Genomic DNA, 26,451 nt, shown 5'->3' on the forward strand with positions numbered 1-26,451 from the left:
TTACTCCGTGCTCTGTATTGGTTTTGCGTCTAACACACGCTTTACCGGAGCAAAGCTGCGTCGATGCTCCGGCAGCACACCGTGCACCCTCAGCGCTTCGAAATGGGCTTGGGTCGGATAGCCCTTATGGCTGGCGAAACCGTATTGCGGATAGCGCTGATGCAGCGCCTGCATCTCCCGATCGCGGTACACCTTGGCCAGAATGGAAGCGGCACTGATCGCCTCCACCAGCAGGTCGCCCTTGATCACCGGCTCCGACGGGCAAGGTAGCTCCGGACAGCGGTTACCATCGATCAACGCATATTCGGGCTGCGGGTCGAGCGCCAACACCGCACGTCGCATGGCCAGCATGCTGGCGTGCAAAATGTTCAATTCATCGATCTCTTCAGGCGAGGCACTGGCGATCGCCCAGGCGATAGCCCTGTCCTGAATCTCGCTGTACAGCCGCTCACGCCGCGCCGCGCTCAGTTTCTTCGAGTCGGTCAATCCAACAATCGGCCGGGCGGGATCCAGTATAACGGCCGCCGCCACTACATTACCGACCAGCGGCCCCCTGCCCACCTCATCGACACCAGCAACCAGCCCGGCGGGACGAAAATCAAACCCCAGCGTCGACACGTTGCGCCTCCAATAACTCTGCCACCGCGTCCGCTGCGCGCTCACTGGCATTCTGCCGCAGCTGCTCGCCTATAGCACCGAACACCTCACCCAACCGCTCGCGGTAGTCGCTATCCTCCAGCGCCCTTAGCACCAACGGCCCCAGCACCTCGGGCGTCACCTGCTGCTGCAAAATCTCGGGCACCATCTCCTCACCGGCAAGTACGTTGGGCAGGGAGATCCAGCGGCTTTTGATCATGCGCGAATAGATCGCATAGGTCAGCCCCGCCATGCGGTAGGCCACCACCATCGGCTTTTTCAGTAAACAGGCCTCCAGCGTTGCCGTGCCTGATGCGATCAAGATGGCATCGGCAACCGCCATCACTTCGCGAGAGCCCTGGAGCACCAGCTGCAGTTTCAGGTCGCCATACTCCTGCGCGATCAGCGTCTGCAACTGGGTGTAGCGCCTCTGGTTGGCCGCCGGCAGTATGAAATGCAGCTCGGCCCGCTGGTTCTGCAGCCAGCGCGCGGTGTCCAGGAAGGGGCGCGCCAGATACTTAATCTCGCTGCCGCGACTGCCCGGCAGTAACGCGACCAACGACGCCCGCTCAGGCAGCTGCGCCCGATATTCCGCCTGTGCCGCAGCCAGATCGATCTGCGCCGGGATCAGCTCGGCCAGCGGATGGCCGACATAGCGCAGGTTCTGCCGGGTCGGCGCGTAGACCTTGGCCTCGAACGGAAACAGGGTCAGCAGCAGGTCGGTGCTCTGCTTGATCTTGAAGATCCGCTTGCGCTTCCAGGCCCAGACCGAGGGACTGACGTAGTGCACAGTGGGAATCCCGGCGGCTTTGAGCTGACGCTCCATACCGAGGGTAAAATCCGGGGCGTCGATACCGATGAACAGGTCAGGGGGATGCTGAATGAAATGGCGCACCAGGCGTTTGCGCTCACGCAGTAGCTCCGGTACACGTCCCAGCACCTCGACCAGCCCCATCACCGACAATCGCTCCATCGGGTAGAGAGAACGACAGCCGGCGGCGATCATCAGCTCGCCGCCGATGCCTTCGAACGCTATCTGCGGGTATCGCGCCTGCAGCGCGCGCATCAGGCCAGCGCCCAGAATATCCCCGGACGCTTCCCCTGCCACTATGCCAATGCGCACCGACCGCATAGCGCGATTAGCGAATGATGCCGCGATTAGAGCTGCTCAGCGAGTCGATCAGTGGCTGCACGGCAGGCTCAGAGGCTGCCAGTTGAGCCAACTGCTCCAGCGCCTCAGCAACGGTCAAATTCTTGCGGTAGATGATCTTGTACGCCTGACGCAGGGTGCGCAAGGCTTCCGGACTGAACCCGCGCCGACGCAAGCCTTCCAGGTTGATACCATGGGGTTCGGCCGTATTGCCGTTGGCCATGACATAGGCGGGGATATCCTTCAACACCACGGTACCGGCGCCGCACATCACGTGGGGGCCGATCTGGCAGAATTGATGTACCGCGGTGAAACCGCCGAGTATCGCGTAATCGCCAAGCTTGACGTGTCCCGCCAGGGCCGTGCTGTTGGCCAGGATGCAGTGATCGCCGACGATACAATCATGGGCCACATGAACGTAAGCCATCAGCAGGTTGTCGCTGCCGATGCGGGTGATCCCCTCGTCCTGTACCGTACCGCGGTGAATGGTACAGCCCTCGCGGATCACATTGCGGTCGCCAATCACGAGCTGGGTCGGTTCGCCGTTGTACTTCTTGTCCTGACACTCCTCACCAACACTGGCAAACTGGAAAATCCGGTTGCCAGCCCCGATCTTGGTGGGGCCCTTGATCACGACATGGGACGCGATGCTGGTACCCGGGCCTATCTCGACATCCGCACCGATGTAGCTCCAGGGGCCGACCTCGACATCCTCGGCCAGCTTCGCTCCGGGTTCAACGATAGCCTGTGGATGAATCACTTACACCTTCCTGTCCGCACAAAGGATGGTGGCAGAACTGACCGTTTCGCCATCAACACTGGATTGAACTTCGAACTTCCAGATACCACGACGTTCGGAGACAATCCTGGCCTCCAGCTGCAGTCGGTCGCCCGGCACCACCGGTCGTTTGAATCTGACGTTATCCGCACCTACAAAATAGTAGATAGATCCGTCTTGTGGCGTTTTATCCATGGTTTTAAAACCCAGGATACCGGCTGCCTGGGCCATTGCTTCAATGATCAGCACGCCGGGCATCACCGGATGATCAGGAAAATGACCGTTAAAGAAGGGCTCATTCACCGTGACATTCTTATACGCCACAATCGATTCACCGGGGCTCAACTCCACCACCCGATCCACCAACAGAAACGGGTAGCGGTGGGGTAAGTATTCCCGGATTTCTTTAACATCCATCATCATCTTGACCTTCAGTAGAGATATGCTCTAGAGCCTGTTCGAGTTTTCGTACGCGCCGGGCCAACTCATCCAGCTGCCGGAAACGCACCACATTGCGCTTCCACTGCTGGTGGGGCTCCAGGCCAGTTCCCGATGAGTAAGCACCTGGGCGGCTGATCGAGCGGCTTACCAGCGACATGGCGGTAATATGGGTACCATCGGCGATATCAAGGTGGCCGGTAATACCGCTCATACCGGCCACCGTACAGCGGCGGCCAATTCTAGTGCTTCCGGCTATGGCGGTACAGCCCGCGATGGCGGTGTCTTCACCGATCTGGACATTGTGCGCGACCTGAATCTGGTTATCGAGCTTAACTCCCCGCTCGATACGGGTATCATTCAACGCACCACGATCGATCGTGGTATTGGCGCCGATCTCAACATCATCGCCGATTTCGACGCCACCAAGCTGGCAGATTTTGACCCAGCGTTCGCTGCTCTTTGCGAAACCAAATCCATCCGCGCCCAGCACGGCGCCACTGTGCACCAGTACCCGCTGGCCGATTCTAACGTTGGGATACAGAGTGACATTCGCCTCCAGCCGGCTGTCGACTCCGATGACCGAGTCGGAACCAATCACCGAGTTGGCGCCGATGCTGGCTCCGGCGTCGATCCTGACATTGTCGCCAACCACGACGCCAGGACCGATCTCGGCCTCCGGGGATACCTCAGCCCTATCGGACACTTGAGCACTGGGATGGATACCTGGCCTTATGGCACTGCGCCAGTCGAACAGTTGCGTCAGTTCGGCAAAGGCGAGATAGGGATCTGCCACAACCAGCGCATTTCCTTTAACTTCCGCTTCAAACGCCTGCGTAACCAGTACCGCTTCCGCGACACTGTCACGCAACTGTTTCAGATACCGGCCGTTCGCAAAAAAGGACAGCTGGCCAGGGCCAGCTGTCTGCAGGGTCGCCAGGGAGTGGATTACGCAAGCCGGGTCGCCGGATACACGCCCCCCAACTCGCGCTGCCAGATCGGACAGTCTGTACCCCTGGTTATAATGCATCTATTACTACTTATTCAGTTGCTCAACGACGCTCTGGGTAATGTCGAGCGATGGTACAACATAGATGGCGGCCTGCTTATTAACGATAAGGTCGATATCCTGCGCCTTGATCAGCCCCTGAATAATCTCATCCAGTCGCGGCTTCATCTCGCCAATAAACACCTGCTCTCTCTGCGCACGCTGCTGCTGCAGCTCCTGTCCGCGTCGCTGGTACTCTCCGAACGCTTTTTGGAACTGCAAACGCAGCTGTTTCACTTCCTCATCGGAGCTCAGCCCTGCATTTTTCTGCAGTTTCTCCTGCAGTACGCGAGCCTGCTTCTCAAGATCTACCAGCTGCTTTTCATCATCAGCAAACTCTTCCTGCAACTGCTTGCGAAAGTCACTGGCCGCGTTGGAGCTAAGCAGCGCACGCTGTACATCCAGTACAACGATCTTACCTGCATTGGCCTGCACACTGACCAGCAGGGCCGCAGCTGCCAGCAGGGTCGTGAGTCGTCTCATAATCTCTCCTTAGAAAGTCTGGCCCAGCGCAAACTGGAATATCTCGGTATCGTCGTCGGGACCATCATTCAGTGGCATTGCAAGCGCAATCGACAGCGGTCCTATGGGTGTCAGCCAACTGAGTCCCAAGCCTGTGGAGTAGCGCAGCTCACCAAGATCGACGCCATCGGCACAGTTTTTCTGACCGGTTTTGCAGTCGGTAGAGAACACGTTACCGGCATCCAGAAACACCAGTGTGCGCCAGGCACTCTTGTCACCAACGAACGGCGTCGGGAAGATAAACTCAGCGCTGCCGGTCAACAGCACGTTGCCGCCGAATGGATCGTCGTCGGAGCCGCCGTCGGTGGGACCAAGCGAGTTGTTGCTGTAACCACGCACGCTCTTCAAGCCACCGGCGTAGAAGTGGCGATAAAAGGGGTACTCATTGTCGCCCAGACTGTCACCGAAGCCAGCCCGACCCCTGAGACTCGCGATCCAGACCTCATTGTCATCGATCGGCTGATACCACTTCACGTTGTAGTTGGTACGGTAGTAGGTCAGGTCGCTGCCCGGTACCGCCAGATCAAAACTGACGCCCTGCGCATAACCCCTAGAGGGGAAGAACCCCCTGTTGAGGTGGTTATCGCTCCAGCCGACGTTCAGGTTGTAGGTGAGATAGTTATCCCCCTCGTCCGCCACAAAGTCCTTGATCAGATCGGCAGTATCCGCATAAAGATTAATTTCGGTCAGATCCACCCCCAGACCGAAGCTGAGGCGTTGATAATCATTGATCGGGTAACCGAAGTTCACCCCACCACCGATCTCGTTGGTAGTGTAGGAGCTGACATCATCCTCATCGAAATCCCGCTCACGGTAGTAGGCGTTGAACCCGCGGCTCACCCCATCGACGGTGTAATAGGGATTGGTGTAGTTAAAACTATATTCGGTCAGTGTAGAGCTGTTGGACAGATTGAAACCGAACTTACGCCCCGTACCCAGGAAGTTGTCCTGTTCGATACCCAACTGGAAGATAATACCTTCACTATCGGAGAATCCGATACTGGCCGTGAACTGACCTGACGGTTGCTCCTCAATGGTATACTCCAGATCGACCTGGTCGTCGGTTCCCGGTACCGGTCGCGTCTCCACATTGACGCTCTTGAAATAGCCGGTTTTCTCCAGCCGAGCCTTGGAGCGCTCGATCTCTTCAGTTGTGGCGATCCCCGCTTCCATCTGTTCCAGTTCGCGACGTACCACCTCATCTGAGGTCAGCGTATTGCCGCGAATACTGATCCGGCGAACATAGGTCCGTTTTCCCGGCTCAATGTAATAGCGCACGGACAGAGTGCCATCATCGTGTACCTCGGGCACAGGGCTTACGTTGGCAAACATATAGCCTTCATCACCAAGCCGACGGACCAAGTTTTCCTGGGTCTGCGTCATTGCCTGGCGGGAGAAGGTATCACCACTCTTAAGCCTGAACAGTGCCTCCAACTCCTCACGTGGCACCACCAGATCACCGGCCACGCTGACGTCGGCGACACTGAACCGTTCACCCTCGTGGATATTGATAGTGATATACACATGCTTCTTATCCGGTGTAATGGAAACCTGGGCCGACTCAATGTCGAAATTGATATAGCCGCGATCCATGTAGTGGGAGCGCAGGCGTTCCAGGTCACCCGACATCTTTTCGCGCGAATAGCGATCGCTCTTGGTGTAGAAGGTCCAGAAGTTGGGCAACTTCAGCGAGAACAGTTCGGTCAATTCGTCATCCGAAAACCGGGTGTTGCCAACAATATTGATATGCTGAATCGTCGCCTCTCGCCCTTCGGTAATGTTGACGTTGAGCGCCACACGGTTACCGGACAGAGACTCCACTTCGGTTTTAATATCGGCGCCGTAGCGACCCTGGCCGACATAAACACGCAGCAGGTCGAGACGGATCTGGTCCACCGCGGAGCGGCGAAACACGTCACCCTCCTGAACGCCTGACTGTTTGAGACCGTCGCGCAGCGCCTCTTCCTTGATGAACTTGTTGCCCTCAATCCGAATCAGTGCCAGGGAGGGTCGCTCATGCAGGCTCAGAATCAGGTCATCGCCGTCACGGAGAATATCCACATCGTCAAAATAGCCAGACGCGAACAGCTCCCGTGTCGCATCGGACAGGCGCTGCTGAGTCAGGCGATCACCGACATTGACGGGAAAGTAACGAAACACCAGACCGGGCTCAACTCTCTGCAACCCCTCTAGGCGTATGTCGTTGACTGTGAACGGAAATTCAGCCGCGTATGCTTGAACCACCCATAGAACAGATACAAGTAACAATCCCAGCTTACGTTTCATGCTGCAGGTCTTAATTTCCGTATAATGAATTCGGGTTGGGGGCGATCAGAGCCTGGCGATGTCATTGATAATGGCCAGCGCCATCAGACTCAGCAACATTGCCATGCCCAGACGCAAGCCCAGCATCTGTACTCTTTCGCTTACCGGCCGTCCGCGCACCAGCTCTATGAACTGATACAGCAAGTGTCCGCCATCGAGCATCGGGATCGGCAGCAGGTTCAACACGCCGAGGCTAATACTCAGATAGGCGAGGAAACTGACGAAAGACTCAAGGCCGGAGGCCGCCGAAGCCCCCGCCACTTTAGCAATGGTTATCGGGCCACTCAAGTTTTTTACCGAGATGGCACCGGCAATCATCTTGCCGATGGAATCAAGAATCAGACCGATCATCTGCCCGGTTTTTTGCAGCCCAACCCAAGCCGCTTCGACTGGGCCATATTGCAGATCACGGATCATCTCTGGCGGCCACTCGACAGCTTCCACACCGGCGCCGATAAAACCGTATCGCTGGCCACTGTCGTCGACGCGTTCAGCCGGTGTCATGTCAAGCACCTGCGCCTGCTCTTCGCGCAGCACCTCAAACGTCAGGCTGCGGTGAGGAGAACTGCGGATCACCTCGACCAGCTCGACCCAGTCACCAACAGGCTCACCATCTATGGCCACGACCCTGTCACCGACCCTCAAACCCGACGCTTCTGCCACCCCGCCCTCAGATAGGGAACCGATGATGGCTGGCACCTCAGGCCGGTAGGGCCGAATGCCGAATGCCGAGATCGGCGACTCCTTTTCCAGATCCACGGTCCATTGATCGAGTCTGGCCTGATAGCTTTGTGCCAATCCTCGTTTCGGTTCACCCGCCACCAACTGCAGAGTTCCGCTCTCGCCGACCCGGGCGGCCAGGCGCAGATTAACCTCATCCCAGGATTGCACACTATGGCCGTCGACCTCCAGCAGCTCGACACCGGCGGGCAGCCCCGCCTGAGCCGCCAACGAGTCGCTCTGCACCGAGCCGACCACTGGCACAACCGAGGTCACGCCCCAAACGAACAGGAACCAGTATGCCAATACAGCAAACAGCAGGTTGACCACGGGGCCCGCGGCAACAATCGCCATCCGCTGCAAGATCGGCTTATTATTGAACGCCTGGTGGCGAAGCGCCTCCGGCACCTCCCCCTCACGCTCATCCAGCATGCGCACATAGCCACCCAGAGGGATGGCCGCCACCACATACTCGGTGCCGTCGCGCCCCTTGCGCAGCCACAGCGGCTTACCAAAACCGACAGAAAACCGCAGCACACGCACACCGCAGCGTCTGGCAACCCAGAAATGGCCCCACTCATGAATCGTGACCAGCAGACCAAGGGTCACAATTGTTGCTAGCAGCGTCTGCACTATGCCCATAACAACCCACCTCGGGGAATCAGATAGCCGGCGCCCAATATAGACCCAACATAAAAATCGGCGCCGCGGCAGTCAGACTATCGATACGATCGAGAATCCCACCATGCCCCGGCAGCAATCGTCCGCTATCCTTGATACCGCGCTCTCGCTTGAACATACTCTCAAACAGATCGCCAAATACGGCAGCAAGACAGGTCAGCAAGGACAATGCCATCAGGTAGACCAGCGCTGGGGCCGGAAGTTCGCGCCACACACCGGCAATCGCACCGATCAACAGGCAGGTCAGCACCCCACCTGCCAACCCTTCGATAGTCTTTCCAGGACTGACTTCGGGGATCAACTTGTGTCGGCCGAACAGCTTGCCGGCGCAATAAGCCCCGGTGTCGGCCCCCCACACCAGCAACAGCAGCATCAGCAACGCGAAGTTCCCTTGCGGCAGCGCCTTCAACGCCACCAACGCTACCCAGGTGGGCACAACGACGGCAACACCGATCAGCAGCTTGGCTGGGCGAGCAGAAAAGCCCAGGCGCGAAGGATAGCTCAGGATCAGATAACAACCCCACAGCCAGAACCCCCCCGCTCCCGCAAGCAACCAGACATCCAGCGCTTCGGGCAGTAGAAAGTAGACAAGCGCGATCAGCCCCACGATAGCGAAAGCGTAAAGCCATTTTGCAGCGCCATTCAAGGTACCGAGATTGGCCCATTCCAACGCCGCCAGCAGCATGACAAAAGCACAGCCCAGGGCGAACCCCTGTAGCGGCAGCAGAAACACTCCGACAAGCACGATCACACCGAGTACCAGCGCCGTCAGCAGTCGCTGTTTGATCATCCCTTTTCCGCCTCCAACTGCTCACTGGTCTTACCAAAGCGACGCTCGCGGGTACAGAAGCTCAGGATCGCTTCCTGCACCTGAACCTTGCCGAAATCGGGCCAGTACAGCGGCGAAAAGTAGAATTCGGTATAGGCAAACTGCCAGATCAGGAAGTTACTGATGCGCTGTTCGCCAGCAGTACGGATGCAGAGATCTGGCTTGGGCAGGTCGGCAAGGCAGGTATAGCGATCGAACAAATCAGCATCGATCTGTTCCGGCGCCAGATCGCCGCGCACACACGCCTCTGCGATCCGACGTGCGGCCTGGGCGATATCCCATTGCCCGCCATAGTTCGCGGCCACGTTCAACTGCAGCCCGGTGCAAGCAGCGGTCAGCTCCTCGGCCTTGGCGATGCGCTTCTGCAGATCCTCGCTGAATCGACTGCGATCACCGACAATGCGAAGTCGGATATTATTTTTCAGCAGCTTGGTTGTTTCGCGATCGAGTGCGATTCGAAACAACTCCATCAGGCCGCGCACTTCCAGAGCTGGACGCCGCCAGTTTTCGCTGCTGAATGCAAACAGCGTCAGCACTTCGACACCGCTCTCGATACAGCCTTCGATCACCTGACGGACGCTATTGACCCCCGCCTTATGGCCGGAGAGCGCCGCCTTGCGTCGCTCTTTCGCCCAGCGGTTGTTGCCATCCATGATGATGGCGATATGGCGCGGCGGTGTTTTCCCCTCAGGGAGGATAAGCCTAGTGGTTTCAGACATGGGCAGGCCGAACAGACGGGCGACACCTGCGTGCCGCCCGATGCTGCGTCAGATTTCCATCAGATCGGTTTCTTTCTGCGCCAGCAGCGCATCGACTTCACCCACAAATTTATCGGTGAGCTTCTGAATCTGATCTTCACCGCGACGATTTTCGTCTTCAGTGATCTCCTTCTCCTTGAGCAGATCCTTGAAGTCACCATTGGCATCACGACGGATGTTACGGATCGCGACGCGCGCATTCTCCGCCTCCAGACGAGCCTGGCGAATATACCCCTTACGGGTTTCTTCGGTCAGCGCCGGCATCGGCACACGAATCACATCACCACTGGTGGCCGGATTCAAACCGAGGTCGGACTTCATGATCGCCTTCTCAATCTCCGGGACCATCTTCTTCTCCCAGGGATTGATCATCAGCGTGCGTGCATCTTCAACCGTGATATTGGCCACCTGCTGAATCGGCACCAACGAGCCATAGTAGGAGACCTGAACGGCATCCAGAATCGCCGGAGTCGCACGTCCGGTGCGGATCTTTTTGAACTGTTCGGTCAGCGACTCAATACTTTTCTTCATACGCACTTCGGCGTCTGACACTATCTCACGGATCATCTTATTCTCCAGCGGCCGGGCCACAGTCAATCAGGGTACCCTCGTTCCCGCCAACCACGAGATTCACAAGCGCCCCATGCTTATTCATGTTAAATACGCGAACCGGCATATTATGGTCGCGCGTCAAACAGATAGCCGTCATATCCATGACGCCGAGCTGCTTTTCCAACACCTCGTCAAAGCTCAGGTGGGTATATCGCTCCGCCTTGGGATCCTTCATCGGATCAGCGGTGAACACACCATCCACCTTGGTTGCCTTGAGCACCACATCCGCTTCAACCTCGATGCCACGCAAACAGGCGGCGGAGTCGGTGGTAAAGAAGGGATTTCCGGTTCCGGCGGCAAAGATTACCACATCTCCCTGGCTAAGGTAGCGCATCGCATTACGGCGATCGTAATGATCCACCACACCGCTCATCGGGATTGCCGACATAACGCGGGTAGCAATATTGCACCGCTCAAGCGCCTCACGCATGGCCAATGCATTCATCACCGTGGCCAGCATCCCCATATGATCACCGGTTACGCGATCCAGCCCCGCTGCACTCAGCGCGGCGCCGCGAAACAGGTTGCCACCACCGATCACCATCCCCACCTGCACACCGATACCGACCAGCTGCCCGATTTCCAGCGCGACGCGGTTGAGCACCTTCGGATCGATACCGAAGTTTTCCTCGCCCATCAGCGCTTCGCCACTGAGCTTCAGCAGGATACGTTTATATTTTGCGTGTTTATCGGTAGGAGGCATGGGTGGATTCTCCAAAGAGGGGATGTAACAGAGTGTAAAACATGAACGCAGGCTGCGCGATGCGCAGCCTGCCAGTTGCCGATCAGCCCTTGAGCTGTTCAGCAACCTCTGCAGCGAAGTCTTTCTTCTCGACTTCGATACCTTCGCCGACTTCGACACGTACGAAGGAAACCAGATCAGCACCGGCAGCTTTCACCAGCTGACCAACGGTCTGCTCCGGGTTCTTGACGAACGGCTGCTCGACCAGGCTGTTCTCGGACAGGAACTTCTTCAGACGACCGCCCGCCATCTTTTCCTTGATCTCCTGCGGCTTACCGTCCATATCCGGCTGAGCCATGATGATCTCTTTTTCACGATCCATCTCTTCCTGCGGCATATCTTCCGGCTTGGCCACACGCGGGTTAACCGCGGCAACGTGCATGGAAATATCACGCGCCAGCTCGGCCTCACCGCCGGTCAGGGCCACCAGAGATACGATGCGCTTGTTGCTGTGGACGTAGCCATCGACAACCGGAGCTTCAACCAGCAGCGCGCGACGAACGGAGATGTTTTCTCCGATCTTCTGCACCAGCGCTTCACGGGCAGATTCCAGATCACCGGCCATCAGCGCGGCAACGTCGGTCTGCTTGTCGGCGAACGCCTTTGCCAGCACTTTGTCGACGAAGCCCAGGAAGTTGTCATCACGAGCGACGAAGTCGGTCTCGGAGTTCACTTCGACCACAACGGCGTAGCTGTTGTCGTCAGACACCTTGAATGCAACCACACCATCAGCAGCAACACGGCTGGCTTTTTTGGCAGCTTTCATACCGGATGATTTACGCAGATCATCGATCGCTTTTTCGATATCACCCTCGGCTTCGACCAGTGCTTTTTTGCACTCCATCATGCCAAGACCTGTGCGCTCGCGCAGTTCTTTCACCATTGCTGCGGAGATGTTCGCCATGTCGGTTACCCCTCAAAAATAATCGCGTTTAATCTGAATCCAAAAAAGGGGAGCCAGGCTCCCCTTTACGAATCGCTCAAGCTTAGTAACAGCGTTTGACAGCCCGATTACTCGGCCGCGTTCTGCTCTTCAACTTCTACAAATTCGCTCTTGTCGCTAGCGCCATCACCAGCGCCTTCGACGCAGGCATCCGCCACGGACTGAGCGTAGATCTGAATCGCACGCAGCGCATCGTCGTTACCCGGGATAACGTAATCGATGCCGTCCGGGTTGCTGTTGGTATCAACGATACCGATAACAGGGATACCCAGCTTGTTGGCTTCGTTGACAGCGATACGCTCGTGATCAACATCGATCACGAACAGCGCGTCCGGCAGGCCGCCCATCTCTTTGATACCACCGATAGACAGTTCCAGCTTTTCCATTTCACGAGTGCGCATCAGCGCCTCTTTCTTGGTCAGCTTGTCAAAGGTGCCATCCTGAGACTGAGTTTCCAGCTCACGCAGACGACGAATAGACTGACGAATAGTCTTGTAGTTGGTCAGCATGCCGCCGAGCCAGCGGTGGTTGACGTAAGGCATGCCAGCGCGAACCGCTTCCTCTTTGATCACTTTGGAAGCCGCACGCTTGGTACCAACAAACAGAACCTTGTTCTTGTTCGAAGCCATACCCTTCACAACATCCAGCGCAGAGTTCATTGCCGGCAGGGTGTGCTCGAGGTTGATGATATGGATCTTGTTGCGCGCACCAAAGATGTACTGAGACATCTTGGGGTTCCAGTAGCGAGTCTGGTGACCGAAATGAACACCTGCCTTGAGCAGGTCACGCATATTTACTTTAGCCATTTATAAAGTTCCTCTGAACGGGTTTAAACCTCCACATCCCCCACCGTCCAACCGCAATACGCGGCACCCAGGAGCGGCGTGTCGGAATGTGTGTGTTGTATTAATGCCCTAGACTAAGTCCAAGGCGGATTTTTGGGAGCGCTTTTATACCACAAACCATGCGGGGATTGAAGTCACCTTTCTCAGCCGAGTGTTTTTTGGCTACAATCTATCGTCCCCGTGCGGCGAAAGCCGCCGCCGACACAACCGGAATCAGCGGAGCCCTATGAGTATCACCATCAAGACCCCGGACGAGATTGAAAAGATGCGCGTTGCAGGCCGCCTGGCCGCCGAAGTGCTGGAGATGATCGCGCCCAGCGTCGTTCCCGGAGTCACCACCAACGAACTGGATCGAATCTGCCACAACTATATAGTCAATGAGCAGAAAGCGATCCCCGCCCCGCTGAACTATCACGGATTTCCCAAGTCGATCTGCACCTCGATCAACCAGGTTGTCTGCCACGGCATCCCCGGCGACAAGAAGCTCAAGTCGGGCGATATCGTCAACCTGGATATCACGGTGATCAAAGATGGTTACCACGGCGATACCAGCATGATGTTTTACGTCGGCGATGTCGCCCCGCATGCTCAACGCCTGTGCGAAATCACTCAGGAGTGCCTGTACATGGGGATAAAGCTGGTACGCCCAGGCGCACGTCTCGGCGATATCGGCCAGGTGATTCAGCAGTACGCCGAGTCCAATCATTATTCGGTGGTACGCGAGTACTGCGGCCACGGCATCGGTCGCGAGTTCCATGAGGACCCTCAGGTACTGCACTACGGCCGCGCCGGCACCGGCGAGGTGCTCGAAGAGGGGATGTGTTTCACCATCGAACCGATGATCAACGCCGGTAAGCGCCATGTGAAATTGAACAAGCGTGACGGCTGGACCGTCGAAACCGCCGACCGTCGCCTGTCGGCACAGTATGAACACACCATTCTGGTGACCGCTGACGGCTATGAGGTCCTGACGCTACGCGCCGACGAGACGATCTGATCCTCAGCCCCAGCCGAAAACATAGAGAACCCAGTCGCATGTCCACCAGCTTTCTGTCCACCGAGCATTTTTCCCGTTACCTCGATGTCGATAATCTGCATCGAACGCTTGCGCAGGAAGCGACCATCAAGACGCTGAAAACCGCCCTGCGCAGCTCGATGGCGGCAATGAACGAGGCGTTTCGCAACGGCGAGGATATCCGCCATCTGGTGTATGGCCGCGCCTGGGTGCTCGACCAGATCCTGACCCAGGCCTGGACCCGCTTCGACTGGCCGGATCAAGACCGGGTCGCACTGGTGGCGGTCGGCGGCTATGGCCGCGGCGAGCTACACCCCTACTCGGACGTGGATATCCTGATCCTGATCGACGGTGTCGAGCCAACCAGTTTCGAAGAGAGTATCAGCCGTTTTCTGACTCTGCTCTGGGATATCGGTCTGGAGATAGGCTCCAGCGTGCGTACCATTGAGGAGTGCTACCAGGAGGCGCGCAACGATATCACCATCGCCACCAATCTGATCGAGTCCCGCACCCTTATCGGCAATCCACAGCTGCAGGAGACGATGTATGAACGGGTCACCTCGGAGGGCGCCTGGACCGACAAGGAGTTTTTCCGCGCCAAGCTCGCCGAGCAGGCCGAACGCCACGAACGCACCAACAACACCGAGTACAACCTGGAACCCAACCTGAAAACCTCCCCCGGCGGACTGCGCGACCTGCAGACCATCGGCTGGGTCGCCAAACGCCACTTCGGCGCCACCTATATTCGTGACCTGGTGGATCACGGTTTCCTGACCGAGTCGGAGCTGGAGGCACTGAACAACGGCGAACTCTACCTCTGGACGGTGCGCTATGCACTGCACATGATAAGCAACCGCCGGGAAGACCGTTTGCTGTTCGACCACCAGCGCTCACTGGCCGAGTTCTTCAAGTACGAAGACGACAAGGGCGCACTGGCCGTCGAACAGTTCATGAGCAAGTACTATCGCGTCGCCAAGGCGATGTCAGAGTTCAATGACATGCTGCTGCAGTACTTCGACGAGGTGATCCTGCGCGCCGAAGAGCAGCAGCATATACGACCGATCAACAGCCGCTTTCAGGTCCACAACGACTATCTGGAGGTTACGCACGACAAGGTGTTCGAGCACCACCCCTTCGCACTAATGGAGCTGTTCGTGATCATGGCGCAGCACCGCGACATCAAAGGGGTACGTGCCTCCACCATCCGCCTGATCCGCGACCATCGCCACCTGGTCGATGACAATTTCCGTAACGATATCCGCAACACCTCGCTGTTTATGGAGTTGCTGCGTTCGGAAGACGGGGTATCCACGGAACTCAAGCGAATGAACCGCTATGGCATACTCGGGCGCTACCTGCCGGAGTTCGGCCGCATCGTCGGCCAGATGCAGCACGACCTGTTCCACATCTACACCGTCGATGCGCACACGCTGAAGGTGATCCAGAAGATGCGCCAGTTCCGCCACCGCGACCATCGCGACACCTTCCCGGTGGCGCATCGGGTGGTCAACCACCTGCCGAAGATCGAGCTGCTCTATATCGCCGGCCTCTACCACGATATCGCCAAGGGGCGCGGCGGGGATCACTCGGAGCTGGGATCGGACGACGTCATCGCCTTCTGCGAACGCCACCATATCGGCAAATGGGACACCCAGTTGGTCGCCTGGCTGGTGCGCAACCACCTGAAGATGTCGATGACCGCCCAGCGGCGGGACCTCTCAGACCCACAGGTGATCCATACTTTCGCCGAGCAGGTGGGCGATATTATCCATCTGGACTACCTGTACGTGCTCACCGTGGCCGACATCAACGCCACCAACCATACGCTGTGGAACAGCTGGCGCGCCAGTCTGCTGCGCCAGCTCTATATGGAGACCAAGCGAGCCTTGCGACGCGGGCTGGAGAATCCGCTGAATAAGGCGGAACGGATCGAACAGGCTCAGCATGAAGCGCTGCAAGCACTGTCTCGGAAAGGAGTGAATGCCGAATCGACACATGCGCTCTGGGAAGGGCTGGGCGACGACTATTTTCTGCGCGAAGACCCGCGTTCGATCGCCAACCATACCCAGGCCATTCTCGAGCACCGCGAGACCAACACTCCGCTGATCACGCTGGAGAAAACCTCCTTCCGCAGCCATGAAGGTGCTACCGAGATCTTCATCTATACACATGACGAACCGCACCTGTTCGCGGCCACCGTATCAACCCTCGACCAGCTGCACCTGAGCGTGCAGGACGCTCGCATCATCGTCAGCGACAACGGCTATGCACTGAATAACTATACCGTGCTGACCGAAGACAACCTGCCCCTGTCGGACAACCCGGACTACCTGAACACTATCCGCCAGCGGCTGATCGAAGAGCTGAGCCACCCGGAAGACTACCCCGATATCGTGCAGCGACGGGTGCCGCGACAGCTCAAGGCTTTTGCCACCAAGACCCGGGTGCTGATCAGCAACGATCCCACCCTGCAGCAGACCGTACTCGAAGTGATCACCGCCGACCGCCCCGGCCTGTTGGCGCGCATCGGCCAGATTTTCGTCGAATTCGGCATTACCCTGCGCAAAGCCAAGATCGCCAACGTCGGCGAACGGGTAGAGGACTTTTTCTTCATCACCGACCGTAACGATCAGCCGATCAGCGATCCGGAACTGTGCCAGAAACTGCAGCAGGCGATCTGCCATCAGCTCGACCAGCACGTGCAGCACAGCCAATAAGAGGAATCCGATATGGATAACCAGACCCGTACCGAAATCGAAGCAGCCGTGCTGCGTCGCCTGCTGGCCCATCTGGATGCGCGCAAGGATGTGCAGAACATCGACCTGATGAACCTGGCCGGCTTCTGCCGTAACTGCCTGTCGAAGTGGTACTCGGCCGAAGCCGCCGAGCGTGGTGAGTCCGTCGATTACGAGCAGGCGCGGGAGATCGTCTATGGCGAACCCTACGCACAGTGGAAAGAGAAATACCAACGGGAAGCCACAGCGGAGCAGCTAGCGGCGTTCGAACAAAACCAACCCAAAGAGTAAGCGAAAGCGGCAGGGCTTAGTCGTTGCTGATCACCCAAGCGCGCTGAACCCTGTTCAGGTCTACTTCCAGTACGGTGGCATACACATCATCCTGCACCGGGTAGCTTTTGACTACCCGCGCACCGCGCACGATACCGGCCACAGAACTCCTGAAACGGTCATTCTGCAGTACCATCTCCTCGACCTGAGTGGTACCGAACAGGTACTGGCCATGGATGATGCCGGCCAACTCCTGGTACGCCCGCAGCTTCGATGCCCGCATCGCCATCAGCATCTTCTGCTGCTGGGTCTCTCCAGGCTGCAGACTGATCGGCGCATAACCGGTGGCACTGACCCAGTTCGGCTCAACGTTCTCCTCGACTCTGGGCGTACGTTTCACGTCAGGCAGCGCATCCACCGTAGCGGTAAAGGTATGCGCCACCGTCTCGCAGCCCGAGAGCAGACCAAGACAGATCAGCAGCAGTAGTGGTTTCAGCGTTTTCAAAGACCTTCTCTTCCCGATCCAATGGCGATTACATGCCGGCCGGCCCCTGGCGGTTCTCAATGATCATCCCCGTATCGGCGGCACGCAGCGGATCATAGCCGGGCCAGGCGCCCTCCAGCCGATTCAACGGAATATGCGACTGCGCCGAAGCGAGCACCTGACGGGTCGTGGTATCCAGCACCCGGGCGTTGACCACCAACCCCTCCGGCTGCACCGCGTAAGTACCGGTCAACACGAAATAGATCCGGTTACGACTGCGCAGCAGGGAGAGGGAACCGGGGTCCGGCTCCTGCTTGGCCGTCGTGGTCAGGCTGACCGCGCGATAGTCGACCAAGTTATACCCGAGGTGCTCCAATTGGAAGATAAATCCGTCACTCAAGCGCTCGCCCAGGGAACCTACCCGCTCACGCTCAACCAATTCGTGAAACTGCAGGATCGCCATCGGCAGCCGCCGTACGCGATTCTCATCCAACCCCTGCGCCAGTTGATCCGCCATCTGCCGTACCGCTTCGCTCACAGGATCGAAACCATTGGGTTGCGCCCCGACCTGCGCGAGGTCGGCGGGATACCCCGCGCGCTCGGCACGACTGCCGGTCTGCCCCGCAGCAGCGATCAAGGCTTCCACCTGCTGCACCGCCACGGGTCCCAGACTTTCAACCTGCACAGCTTGCGGCTCATCGCGGTTTGCCGCACATCCTGCAATAGCGGCCAACAGCAGCGAGACAAGCAGAGTTCTCTTCATCAACGTCAATTCCCCTGTTTCACCCGCGCCAATCTATCACGGCAACCCGCGCACCCCCAAGCCCCGAAGATCACTGACGACCACTGCGCACAGCGCCGGGGTATGCTACATTCCTGAACTTCTGTATGTGTATCGGTCGATTGCCCTTTATGTTGAGCACTCTTCGCCACCTTCTGCTTCTAACCCTGTTCTTCATTGCGCTGCCCGCACACGCGCTTCAAGTTGTAGCCGAGGGTAGTGCTGCCATCGTCAACGGAGATGTCGAGAGCGCCCGCCGCAAGGCGATAGCCGACGCCAGCCAGGCCGCGGCTCTGCAGAGCGCTGCCTATATATCGGCAACCCAGGAGATCGCTAATGGCGTCCTGGATGTCGACACGATAGAGCTTCGGGCACTGGGCGATGTCCGCAACGTCAAGACGCTCGATGAGTGGATACAGGGCCAGCTGCTGTTCGTGCGTATTCAGGCCGATGTGTACGTAGAGCAGGGCTGCGAGTCGGGGCTGGCACCGCTGAGTTACCGCAAGAGCCTTGCCCTGACCAGCTTCCCTCTGCTCACGCCGAGCCAGGCCAGCGCCGGCGACCTAGGGACGATCCAGTCGCAACTGCCGGGTCTGATCGCCGATCTGCTGGAGAACGAGAAAGCGCTTGAAACGCTCAAGCTCACCTCACTGAATCTGGTTGCCAACCCGGCCACCGCCCCAGCCACACGGCTCCCCGAGGGCCGGGTAAGCAACGCGCTGCAGAACAGCGAACTGCTGCGCAGCCAGTTTATCCTGGCCGGCGTAATCCGCGACATGTCGATGCGCAGCCCAGTCGGCCCCCGAGAGCCCAACATCCTCGCCGACCTGTACAACCAGGCCGACTACGCCAGCCAGCGCCACCTGCGCAACCTGAGCCTGGATCTCTTCCTCTACGATGGACTCAGCGGTGAACTGCTGGAGCAGAAGGCATTCTCCACCGAGGGGCGCTGGACCCGCCCGCGCGAGGAGCGCACCGGCTTTGCCACCGCCCTGTTCTGGCAGCAGGATTACGGCCAGAGTACCCGTAAACTGGCGCAGGAGATCAGTGCCTGGCTCGGCTCGCGCCTGCGCTGCGAACCCTTCGCCACCCGCATCACACGTACCCAGGGTGACCAGATCTGGATCGATGCCGGCAGTCGTCAAGGTTTCAAAAAAGGCGACCAACTGAGCATCTATCGACGCCTGACCCACTACGACGACCAGATGCGCGCCTACTCGGAACTCAGCGATACCTATGAAGTCCTGACCCTGGATCTGGTACAGCCCGGCATGGCTCGCGGTCGCATGGCCGGCGACAGTCTGACCCACAATATACAGCGCGACGACATCGTCATCTCCCGCTAGGTGCGCGCGCCATTGACAGTGAGCACGACCGCTCTTAGGCTGCGTCCGCCAATCTGTCCGCTGTAAAAGGAAACACCATGTCGAACGAAATCTTTGCCGAGCTGGAAAACAAACTGGACTCGCTGATTGAGGAGGTTGAAACCCTGCGCCTTGAGATCAGCGATTTGCGTCAGATACGCGATGGGCTCAAGCAGGAAGCCGCTGAGACCGACGAGCGCCTGCAAAAACTGTTGGGTATGTTTGATCGACTCGAGGAGAGCGCTGCGCTATAAATCATAGGATTGCCGGCAACCGCCGGCAGTCCTACCCAGGAGACAGTATGACAGAGCGATCCCTCCTACTGCTGTCAGCCGACATTGCCGGCTCCACGGAATATAAACAGGCACACAGCAACGGGGGCTCGACTCCTGAGTGGCTGGAGCCTTTCGTGGCGTTTTTTCGCGAAGTGCCACTGGTGCTCATGGGCAAGCTGGCCCTTGCCTTCGCCGAGGCCGAACATATCCCGGAACTGAGGGTTTGGCGGGTAGCCGGAGATGAGATCATTTTCCTGGCTGAGCCTGCAACAGCCGAGGAAGCCTTGGGCATCGTCGAAGCCTTTGTCGCCATGCTCAGCGACTACAACGCCCGGTTAGACAAGCATTACAACTTGCATCTGAGAGGCGGTGCCTGGGCAGCCCCGCTGGGCACGGACAACATCGGCATCGAGATTCTGGAGATGCACTCCGCCGCCGCTGCATCCGGGCCGTACAGGGATTATCTGGGACCAGACGTGGACAGCGGTTTCCGCCTGTTGAAATACGCGCCACATGGACACGCGGTCATCTCACTGAAGCTCGCCTCGGCGCTGGCCGCGGGGGACGCGCTGGGACAGCTGTCACTGGATCACGCGGACGATCAACCCCTTCGCGGTCTGTTTGGTGGCAAGCCCTATCCGGTGCTGATCACCGGACAGGGCAAGTTGACGGCGACCGATATCCTGTCGCTGGAGGAGCGCTTTTTAACGCAGTTCGAACACCCATCGATATGGCGCTTCACCGCTGACTAAGACTCCCCCTGCAGCGCTGTCGGCGGCTAGCGTTGGGTACCGCGAATCCGTACCTCGACACGCCGGTTGACGGCACGTCCGGCAGCACTGCTGTTATCGGCGATGGGGTTGCGCTCACCATACCCGCGAGCGTTTAAACGCAACCGATCCACACCGACCGACATAAGATATTGAGCCACGGCAGCAGCACGACGTTCGGACAACTGCTGGTTATATTCGAACGAGCCTGTCGAATCGGTGTAGCCCTCGACATCGATCTGGGTCTTATCGAACTTGATCAGCACCTTGCCGACGGAATCGAGTACCGGATAGAAACCGGTATCTATGCGGTCGCTGTCGGTGGCAAAGGTGATATTGCCTGGCATGATCAGGCGGATATCATCACCGACACGCTCAACACGCACCCCGGTACCCTCAAGTTCCTGGCGCAAGCGCATCTCTTGCTGATCCTGGTAGTAGCCGATGCCACCACCCACGGCTCCACCGATCAGCGCACCGGCCAGGGCCCCTTCGTTACGATCCCCTTTCCCGGCCACCGCTGCACCCAGAATCGCCCCACCCAGTGCGCCTATACCCGCGCCCTTGGTGGCCTGAGAGGTTTTCTGCTCCTGGGTGTAGGGGTCCAGCGTCGTACATCCAGAGAGCAGCGCGACCGATAGCGCCGATGCCACTGCGGTTTTGTACTTCATGAGGTTACTCCTTCAAGTGTTTCTAAAAGACCTGTAGCTGACCGACGAAGCCAACCCAGGTTCCGATGAATTCTATTTAGTCCAGCTTAGCTTAACCGGCGATTAAGCGGACCTAATTAGGGTATAGGGCGCTCTGTATGCTGGCCAGTGCGACCTTCACCCGATAAAATATGGTCTGCTCAGTTTTATCTAACATCTGCATCCGCTTTTCCAGTCCGAGGAGTCAACTCTTGTCCCAGCTTCCTGTCATCGTCGGTTTCGGTGGTATCAGCCCGGCCGGCCGAGCATCCTTTCATCACGGCTATCGGCGCCTGATTCTGGACCAGCTCGACAGTGACTCGCGACGGGAGACCCTACTGGACCTTGCTGTGCTGATGGGGCTGACCAGTTTCAGCGATGGCAGTTATCTCAACGCCGACGGAGACAAGATCAGCGCGGAAGAGCTGGCTACTGCAATCGAACCGGCCGTGCGCGATAACACCCTGATCCGCCGCATCCATAAGGACTGGTTCGATGTGCACGCCGTGACCTTCAACCGTCCGGCGAGCATCGAAGGCAGCGATGGTCAGCTGCGCTTCCGCCTGCGTCGCCGCCAGTTGCCGGCGCAACTGCCCGATAACTGGCAGATCAGCGAAGTGGAGGGTGGACAGTACGAAGTGGTTGTGCAGGGCTCCTGCGACCTGATCTTCCATGACACCAAGGAGGCCCAGGTCCAGAGCGCCGGCATGCTGCCCACCGGTTTCGAACCGGGCCGACTGTACCAGTCACGTAACCACCCCCGCGGACTGCAGATGGCGATCTACGCGGCGTCCGATGCGCTGAGTTCGGTCGGTATCGCCTACGATGAGATTCTCAAACATCTGGCACCGGACCAGATTGCGGTATTTGCCAGCAACTCCATCGGCCAGTTGGACGACTTCGGCTTTGGCGGGCTGACCAAGTTTCCCGCCCTCGGCAAGCGCACCACCTCCAAGCAGATGCCGCTGGGGTACGCGCAGATGCCGGCCGACTTCATCAACGCCTACCTGCTGGGCAACGTGGGCACCACCGGTGGCGCGCTGGGTGCCTGTGCTACCTTCCTGTACAACCTGAAGAGCGGTGTCGACGCTATTCGCAGCGGCCAGTGCAAACTGGCGATGATCGGCGGCTCCGATGCGCCGGTAACCCCGGAAGTGATCGAAGGTTTCCGCGCCATGGGCGCCCTTGCCGAAGACAAGCAGTTGGCGGCACTGGATGGACTGGACAGTCTGAGCGACGACGACTATCGCCGCGCCTGCCGCCCGTTCGGCGAAAACTGCGGCTTCACCATCGGCGAATCCAGCCAGTACCTGGTACTGATGAGCGACGATCTGGCGCTGGAGCTGGGCGCCGATATTCATGGCTGCGTACCCGATGTATTTGTCCACGCCGATGGTCACAAAAAGTCGATCTCGGCACCCGGCATCGGCAACTACATGACACTGGGTAAGTCGGCCGCACTGGTACGCAGCATGCTCGGAGAAGAATCCCTGCGCCAGCGCAGCTATGTACAGGCCCATGGTACCAGCACACCGCAGAATCGGGTCACCGAGTCCCATGTCATCAACGAGATCGCACGCGCGTTCGATATTCGCGACTGGACGGTTTCCGCGGTCAAGGCCTACCTCGGCCATTCACAGGGCACCGCCGGTGGCGACCAGATCATGTCCGCGCTGGGCACCTGGCGCTACGGTTATATTCCGGGCCTGACCACCACCCCGGCGATTGCCGATGATGTACACCGGAGCCACCTCAACTTTTCGCTCGCGCACCAACAGGTCGGTAGCAGTGGAATGGACTCGGTGATGATCAATGCCAAGGGCTTCGGCGGCAACAACGCCACCGCCTGCGTTCTGGCCCCACATATCGGCGAACAGCTGCTCGAGCGCCGCCATGGCAAGGCGGTCATGCAGGCCTGGCGCGAGCGCCGCGAAGCGGTGCGCGAGCGCGCCGCCATCTACGATCAACAGTCGATTCGCGGCCTGTCACGCCCCACCTACCTGTACGATCACCAGGTACTGGCGGGCGAAGATCTTACGATCAACGAGCATCAGATAGAGCTGCCGGGCTATGCTAATCCGATCAGCCTGGATCTGGACAATCCATACAAGGACATGTGCTGAGCGACGGCACGGTAACAGAGGGAAGCGCAATGAACAGGGCCCGACGTTGGACATTACCACTGCTGCTGGCACTAGCACTGGGCGGCTGTATCGACAGCCAGCTGCTGCAGCGCGATCCCACCATCGGCCAGTTCTATACCCTGGATACCGAGCGACTGCGACTCTGTCAGGGCAGTTCAGTGCTGTGCCATGACTTGGTCATTGTTGCCTATTCGCGGACGGTGCTGCCCGAAGTCGAAAAAATTTACGGCGCCGAGGTTAGGGGACCTAACTACCCGCTCAGCTTTGCCCGACTGCTGATGAACCCTCCCGGTGGTGAGTACCAACCCAGCGCCGTCGGCAGCGATAGCCGCTACCTGCGCCTGCCTGCAAACGAGCTGACCGATACGGCCTGGCGCGCGTTGGAACGTACCCGCAAGCAGCCTTACGAGTGATTCAGCTGTAACAGCTTCCGTGCGGTCGCGGAGGTCTGCTGTGCAACCTGCTCAACCGTCGTTGCCCTTAGTTCGGCAATAATGTGCGCCACCTCGACCACACGCAGCGGCTGGTTTGGCTCATCGCGCCATCGGCTGAGCGGCATATCCGGGGCATCAGTCTCCAATACCAACCACTCCAGCGGCAACTCGGCCGCCAGGCGGCGCAGCTTGGTCGCCCTCGGATAACTGATCGCGCCGCCGAAACCGAGCTTGAAGCCGAGCTTCGCGTACTCCCGCGCCTGCTGCTCGCTGCCGGAAAAGGCGTGCACGATACCGGCCCGCGGCAGGCGCAGCTGGCGCAGCAGTTTTAACACCTGATCATGCGCCTTGCGCACATGCAGCAGCACCGGCAACGCGGCCTCGCGCGCGATGAGAAGCTGAGCCTGCAGCAGCTCGGTCTGTGCTCGTGCATCGTAGTGCTCGAGCTGAAAGTCGAGACCGATCTCGCCGATGGCCACCAGCCGGTCACGATGCTCCACAACGGTTGTCCGCAGTTGATCGAGATGTTCGGGGCGGTGTTCGGACATAAAGCAGGGGTGAAGCCCGAGCGCTGGATAGAGGCGAACAGCGCTGCTGTTGCCACAGGTCAGGTCAAGCACCCTGACCCAGTGCCGCGCGGTAACGCCCGGCACAACGATGGCGCCGATACTGGCGATGCAGGCCTGGCGCAACGCCTGGTCGCGCCAGCTGTCAAAGATGGGAAAATCCAGATGGCAGTGGGTATCGATCAGCATAGTGGCAGTATGGCACTCGGCGATCGTTACTCAACCATCGAACTCAACCCGCGATCCTCCTCAGTGTTCCCGGGTGGCGCGGAACTCGATATCGGGCCAGCGCTCCTCGGTCAGCGACAGGTTTACGCGGGTCGGCGCCAGATAGGTGAGTAGTCCGGCACCGTCATAGGCCAGGTTGTCGTACGCCTTGCGCTCGAACTCGGACAGCATCTTGTTATCCCTGCACTCCACCCAACGAGCTGTCGCCACGCTGACACCCTCGTAGACACACTCCACCTTGTACTCATCCTTGAGGCGGAATACCACCACCTCAAACTGCAGCTGGCCGACAGCCCCGAGGATCAGATCGTTGTTTTTCATCGGCTGGAACAACTGCACCGCGCCCTCCTCCGACAGCTGCTGCAGACCTTTCTGCAACTGTTTCATTTTCAGCGGGTCGGTCGGTCGCACGCGGCGGAACATCTCCGGCGCGAAGTGCGGAATACCGGTGAACTTCAACTCTTCCCCTTCGGTGAAGGTGTCGCCGATCTGAATGGTGCCGTGGTTGTGCAGGCCGATGATATCGCCGGACCAGGCGGTCTCCACGTTTTCGCGATCACCGGCGAGGAAGGTCACCGCATCGGCGATCTTCACATCCTTGCCGATCCGCACATGCTTCATCTTCATGCCACGGCTATAGGAGCCGGAGCAGATACGCATGAAGGCGATGCGGTCACGGTGTTTCGGATCCATGTTGGCCTGAATCTTGAAGACGAAACCGGAGAACTTCTCCTCATTGGATTCCACCGCACGGGTTTCGGTGCCACGCGCCGGCGGTGCCGGTGCCCAGTCGACAAAATCGTCGAGCATCTCGCGCACACCGAAGTTGCCCAGAGCAGTACCGAAATAGACCGGTGTCAGCCTGCCCTCGAGGTAGGCCTGCTGATCCCACTCGTGGGTGGCACCGCGCACCAGCTCGATCTCGTCGGCGAAATCCTCGTATTCGTCATCCAGTAGCGTCCGCGCCTCGTCCGAATCCAGCCCCCGAATCAGCTTTTCCTCGGCCAGGGTATGCCCCATGCCCGGGGTGAACAGGTGCAGGGTATCGGTATAGAGGTTATACACACCCTTGAAGCGCTTGCCGGAGGCGATCGGCCAGTTGATCGGTGCCGCTTCGATCTTCAGCACCTCCTCGATCTCGTCCAACAGTTCGATCGGATCACGGATATCCCGGTCCAGCTTGTTGACGAAGGAGAAGATCGGTGTGTCGCGCAGCCGGCACACCTCCATCAGCTTGATCGTGCGCTCCTCGACACCCTTGGCGCCATCGACCACCATCAATGCGGAATCCACCGCGGTCAGTGTGCGGTAGGTGTCCTCGGAGAAGTCTTCGTGTCCCGGGGTATCGAGCAGATTGACGATCCGCTCCTTGTAGGGGAACTGCATCACCGACGAGGTGATTGAGATACCACGCTCCTGCTCCATGCTCATCCAGTCGGAGGTGGCGTGCCGGTCACTACCACGCCCTTTGACAGTACCGGCCACCTGGATCAACTGCCCAATCAACAGCAGTTTCTCGGTAATGGTGGTTTTACCGGCGTCGGGGTGGGAGATGATGGCAAAGGTGCGCCGCTTGGCGACTTCTCGCTGAACAGGATGTGACATCGGTTCGGGTCTTCCAGATTGGCAAAGCTGGCCGGCCAGCAAGCTGCTGACCGGCACGGGATCG

The 26,451-nt window shown here is 58.7% G+C and carries 27 protein-coding genes; 8 read left to right on the forward strand and 19 right to left on the reverse strand.

Annotated features, from left to right (window positions below; translation table 11 throughout):
• The 14 genes from rnhB to rpsB form a co-directional block, all read right to left on the reverse strand.
• Nucleotides 1–618, reverse strand: a complete 618-nt coding sequence (gene rnhB, locus IEX40_RS19165) for a ribonuclease HII (protein ID WP_229680846.1) — start codon at nt 616–618, stop codon at nt 1–3.
• The gene (gene lpxB / locus IEX40_RS19170; RefSeq protein ID WP_188751235.1) at nt 599–1,768 is read right to left on the reverse strand and encodes a lipid-A-disaccharide synthase; all 1,170 of its coding nucleotides are present in this window, start codon (nt 1,766–1,768) and stop codon (nt 599–601) included. The genes rnhB and lpxB overlap by 20 nt, the downstream gene beginning before the upstream one ends.
• A 7-nt stretch (nt 1,769–1,775) precedes the next feature.
• Nucleotides 1,776–2,546 carry an acyl-ACP--UDP-N-acetylglucosamine O-acyltransferase gene (lpxA, locus tag IEX40_RS19175; protein ID WP_188751237.1) on the reverse strand — a complete coding sequence of 257 codons (771 nt, stop codon included), beginning with the start codon at nt 2,544–2,546 and terminating at the stop codon, nt 1,776–1,778.
• A complete protein-coding gene (gene fabZ, locus IEX40_RS19180; protein WP_229680847.1) occupies nt 2,547–2,987 on the reverse strand; it encodes a 3-hydroxyacyl-ACP dehydratase FabZ in 441 nt (146 codons plus the stop codon).
• A complete protein-coding gene (lpxD, locus tag IEX40_RS19185; RefSeq protein WP_188751239.1) occupies nt 2,971–4,032 on the reverse strand; it encodes a UDP-3-O-(3-hydroxymyristoyl)glucosamine N-acyltransferase in 1,062 nt (353 codons plus the stop codon). Before lpxD ends, fabZ begins: the two co-directional genes overlap by 17 nt.
• Before the next feature lie 6 nt (nt 4,033–4,038).
• Nucleotides 4,039–4,533 carry an OmpH/Skp family outer membrane protein gene (locus IEX40_RS19190; RefSeq protein ID WP_188751241.1) on the reverse strand — a complete coding sequence of 165 codons (495 nt, stop codon included), beginning with the start codon at nt 4,531–4,533 and terminating at the stop codon, nt 4,039–4,041.
• A gap of 9 nt (nt 4,534–4,542) precedes the next feature.
• Entirely contained in the window at nt 4,543–6,858 is a 2,316-nt protein-coding gene (bamA, locus tag IEX40_RS19195; protein ID WP_188751243.1) for an outer membrane protein assembly factor BamA, read from the reverse strand.
• Between the two features lie 45 nt (nt 6,859–6,903).
• Nucleotides 6,904–8,259: a sigma E protease regulator RseP gene (gene rseP, locus IEX40_RS19200; protein ID WP_188751245.1), complete on the reverse strand. Its 1,356-nt coding sequence runs from the start codon at nt 8,257–8,259 to the stop codon at nt 6,904–6,906.
• Nucleotides 8,260–8,278: 19 nt separating this feature from the next.
• The gene (locus tag IEX40_RS19205; protein ID WP_188751247.1) at nt 8,279–9,088 is read right to left on the reverse strand and encodes a phosphatidate cytidylyltransferase; all 810 of its coding nucleotides are present in this window, start codon (nt 9,086–9,088) and stop codon (nt 8,279–8,281) included.
• The gene (gene uppS / locus IEX40_RS19210; RefSeq protein WP_188751248.1) at nt 9,085–9,846 is read right to left on the reverse strand and encodes a polyprenyl diphosphate synthase; all 762 of its coding nucleotides are present in this window, start codon (nt 9,844–9,846) and stop codon (nt 9,085–9,087) included. Before uppS ends, IEX40_RS19205 begins: the two co-directional genes overlap by 4 nt.
• A gap of 48 nt (nt 9,847–9,894) precedes the next feature.
• On the reverse strand, nt 9,895–10,452 hold the full coding sequence (frr, locus tag IEX40_RS19215; RefSeq protein WP_188751250.1) for a ribosome recycling factor: 558 nt from the start codon (nt 10,450–10,452) through the stop codon (nt 9,895–9,897).
• Between the two features lies 1 nt (nt 10,453).
• Nucleotides 10,454–11,200, reverse strand: coding sequence for a UMP kinase (gene pyrH, locus IEX40_RS19220; protein ID WP_188751252.1), 747 nt, complete (start codon nt 11,198–11,200; stop codon nt 10,454–10,456).
• 82 nt (nt 11,201–11,282) lie between these two features.
• On the reverse strand, nt 11,283–12,143 hold the full coding sequence (gene tsf / locus IEX40_RS19225) for a translation elongation factor Ts (RefSeq protein WP_188751254.1): 861 nt from the start codon (nt 12,141–12,143) through the stop codon (nt 11,283–11,285).
• Nucleotides 12,144–12,250: 107 nt separating this feature from the next.
• The gene (rpsB, locus tag IEX40_RS19230) at nt 12,251–12,988 is read right to left on the reverse strand and encodes a 30S ribosomal protein S2 (protein ID WP_188751255.1); all 738 of its coding nucleotides are present in this window, start codon (nt 12,986–12,988) and stop codon (nt 12,251–12,253) included.
• A 190-nt stretch (nt 12,989–13,178) separates the two neighbouring features.
• Here rpsB and map point away from each other — a divergent pair, with 190 nt between their 5' ends.
• Genes map through IEX40_RS19245 form a run of 3 tightly spaced genes read left to right on the forward strand, consistent with a single transcriptional unit; the run spans nt 13,179 to nt 17,068 of the window.
• Complete coding sequence (gene map, locus IEX40_RS19235; protein ID WP_505712068.1) at nt 13,179–14,024, forward strand: type I methionyl aminopeptidase; 846 nt, start codon at nt 13,179–13,181, stop codon at nt 14,022–14,024.
• Nucleotides 14,025–14,062: 38 nt separating this feature from the next.
• On the forward strand, nt 14,063–16,759 hold the full coding sequence (locus IEX40_RS19240) for a [protein-PII] uridylyltransferase (protein WP_188751278.1): 2,697 nt from the start codon (nt 14,063–14,065) through the stop codon (nt 16,757–16,759).
• 12 nt (nt 16,760–16,771) lie between these two features.
• Entirely contained in the window at nt 16,772–17,068 is a 297-nt protein-coding gene (locus IEX40_RS19245) for a DUF1244 domain-containing protein (protein WP_188751280.1), read from the forward strand.
• 16 nt (nt 17,069–17,084) lie between these two features.
• Here IEX40_RS19245 and IEX40_RS19250 read toward each other — a convergent pair whose 3' ends face one another.
• A complete protein-coding gene (locus tag IEX40_RS19250; protein WP_229680848.1) occupies nt 17,085–17,552 on the reverse strand; it encodes an LPP20 family lipoprotein in 468 nt (155 codons plus the stop codon).
• 28 nt (nt 17,553–17,580) lie between these two features.
• Nucleotides 17,581–18,294, reverse strand: a complete 714-nt coding sequence (locus IEX40_RS19255) for a FlgO family outer membrane protein (RefSeq protein WP_188751282.1) — start codon at nt 18,292–18,294, stop codon at nt 17,581–17,583.
• A gap of 149 nt (nt 18,295–18,443) precedes the next feature.
• Here IEX40_RS19255 and IEX40_RS19260 point away from each other — a divergent pair, with 149 nt between their 5' ends.
• The 3 genes from IEX40_RS19260 to IEX40_RS19270 all read left to right on the forward strand — a co-directional run bounded on the left by IEX40_RS19260 (nt 18,444) and on the right by IEX40_RS19270 (nt 20,703).
• Nucleotides 18,444–19,658, forward strand: coding sequence for a flagellar assembly protein T N-terminal domain-containing protein (locus IEX40_RS19260; RefSeq protein WP_188751284.1), 1,215 nt, complete (start codon nt 18,444–18,446; stop codon nt 19,656–19,658).
• 77 nt (nt 19,659–19,735) lie between these two features.
• Nucleotides 19,736–19,930 (forward strand): cell division protein ZapB, encoded by a 195-nt coding sequence (gene zapB / locus IEX40_RS19265; protein WP_188751285.1) that lies wholly within the window; start codon nt 19,736–19,738, stop codon nt 19,928–19,930.
• 47 nt (nt 19,931–19,977) lie between these two features.
• Nucleotides 19,978–20,703, forward strand: a complete 726-nt coding sequence (locus tag IEX40_RS19270; protein WP_188751287.1) for a hypothetical protein — start codon at nt 19,978–19,980, stop codon at nt 20,701–20,703.
• Nucleotides 20,704–20,729: 26 nt separating this feature from the next.
• Here the strand turns inward: IEX40_RS19270 and IEX40_RS19275 are convergent, their stop codons facing one another.
• The gene (locus IEX40_RS19275; RefSeq protein ID WP_188751290.1) at nt 20,730–21,392 is read right to left on the reverse strand and encodes a YiaD family glycine zipper/OmpA-like lipoprotein; all 663 of its coding nucleotides are present in this window, start codon (nt 21,390–21,392) and stop codon (nt 20,730–20,732) included.
• Between the two features lie 230 nt (nt 21,393–21,622).
• Here IEX40_RS19275 and IEX40_RS19280 point away from each other — a divergent pair, with 230 nt between their 5' ends.
• Together IEX40_RS19280 and IEX40_RS19285 are read left to right on the forward strand one after the other, a co-directional pair.
• Nucleotides 21,623–23,533 (forward strand): beta-ketoacyl synthase, encoded by a 1,911-nt coding sequence (locus tag IEX40_RS19280; protein WP_188751291.1) that lies wholly within the window; start codon nt 21,623–21,625, stop codon nt 23,531–23,533.
• Nucleotides 23,534–23,562: 29 nt separating this feature from the next.
• Nucleotides 23,563–23,967, forward strand: coding sequence for a hypothetical protein (locus tag IEX40_RS19285; RefSeq protein WP_188751293.1), 405 nt, complete (start codon nt 23,563–23,565; stop codon nt 23,965–23,967).
• On the opposite strand, the gene IEX40_RS19290 is transcribed toward IEX40_RS19285, so the two are convergent.
• A complete protein-coding gene (locus tag IEX40_RS19290) occupies nt 23,958–24,743 on the reverse strand; it encodes a TatD family hydrolase (protein WP_188751295.1) in 786 nt (261 codons plus the stop codon). The genes IEX40_RS19285 and IEX40_RS19290 overlap by 10 nt on opposite strands.
• A gap of 60 nt (nt 24,744–24,803) precedes the next feature.
• On the reverse strand, nt 24,804–26,387 hold the full coding sequence (locus IEX40_RS19295) for a peptide chain release factor 3 (RefSeq protein WP_188751297.1): 1,584 nt from the start codon (nt 26,385–26,387) through the stop codon (nt 24,804–24,806).
• Nucleotides 26,388–26,451: the final 64 nt, after the last annotated feature.

This window comes from Marinobacterium zhoushanense (assembly GCF_014641945.1).
GTDB classification, from domain to species: Bacteria; Pseudomonadota; Gammaproteobacteria; order Pseudomonadales; family Balneatricaceae; genus Marinobacterium_D; species Marinobacterium_D zhoushanense.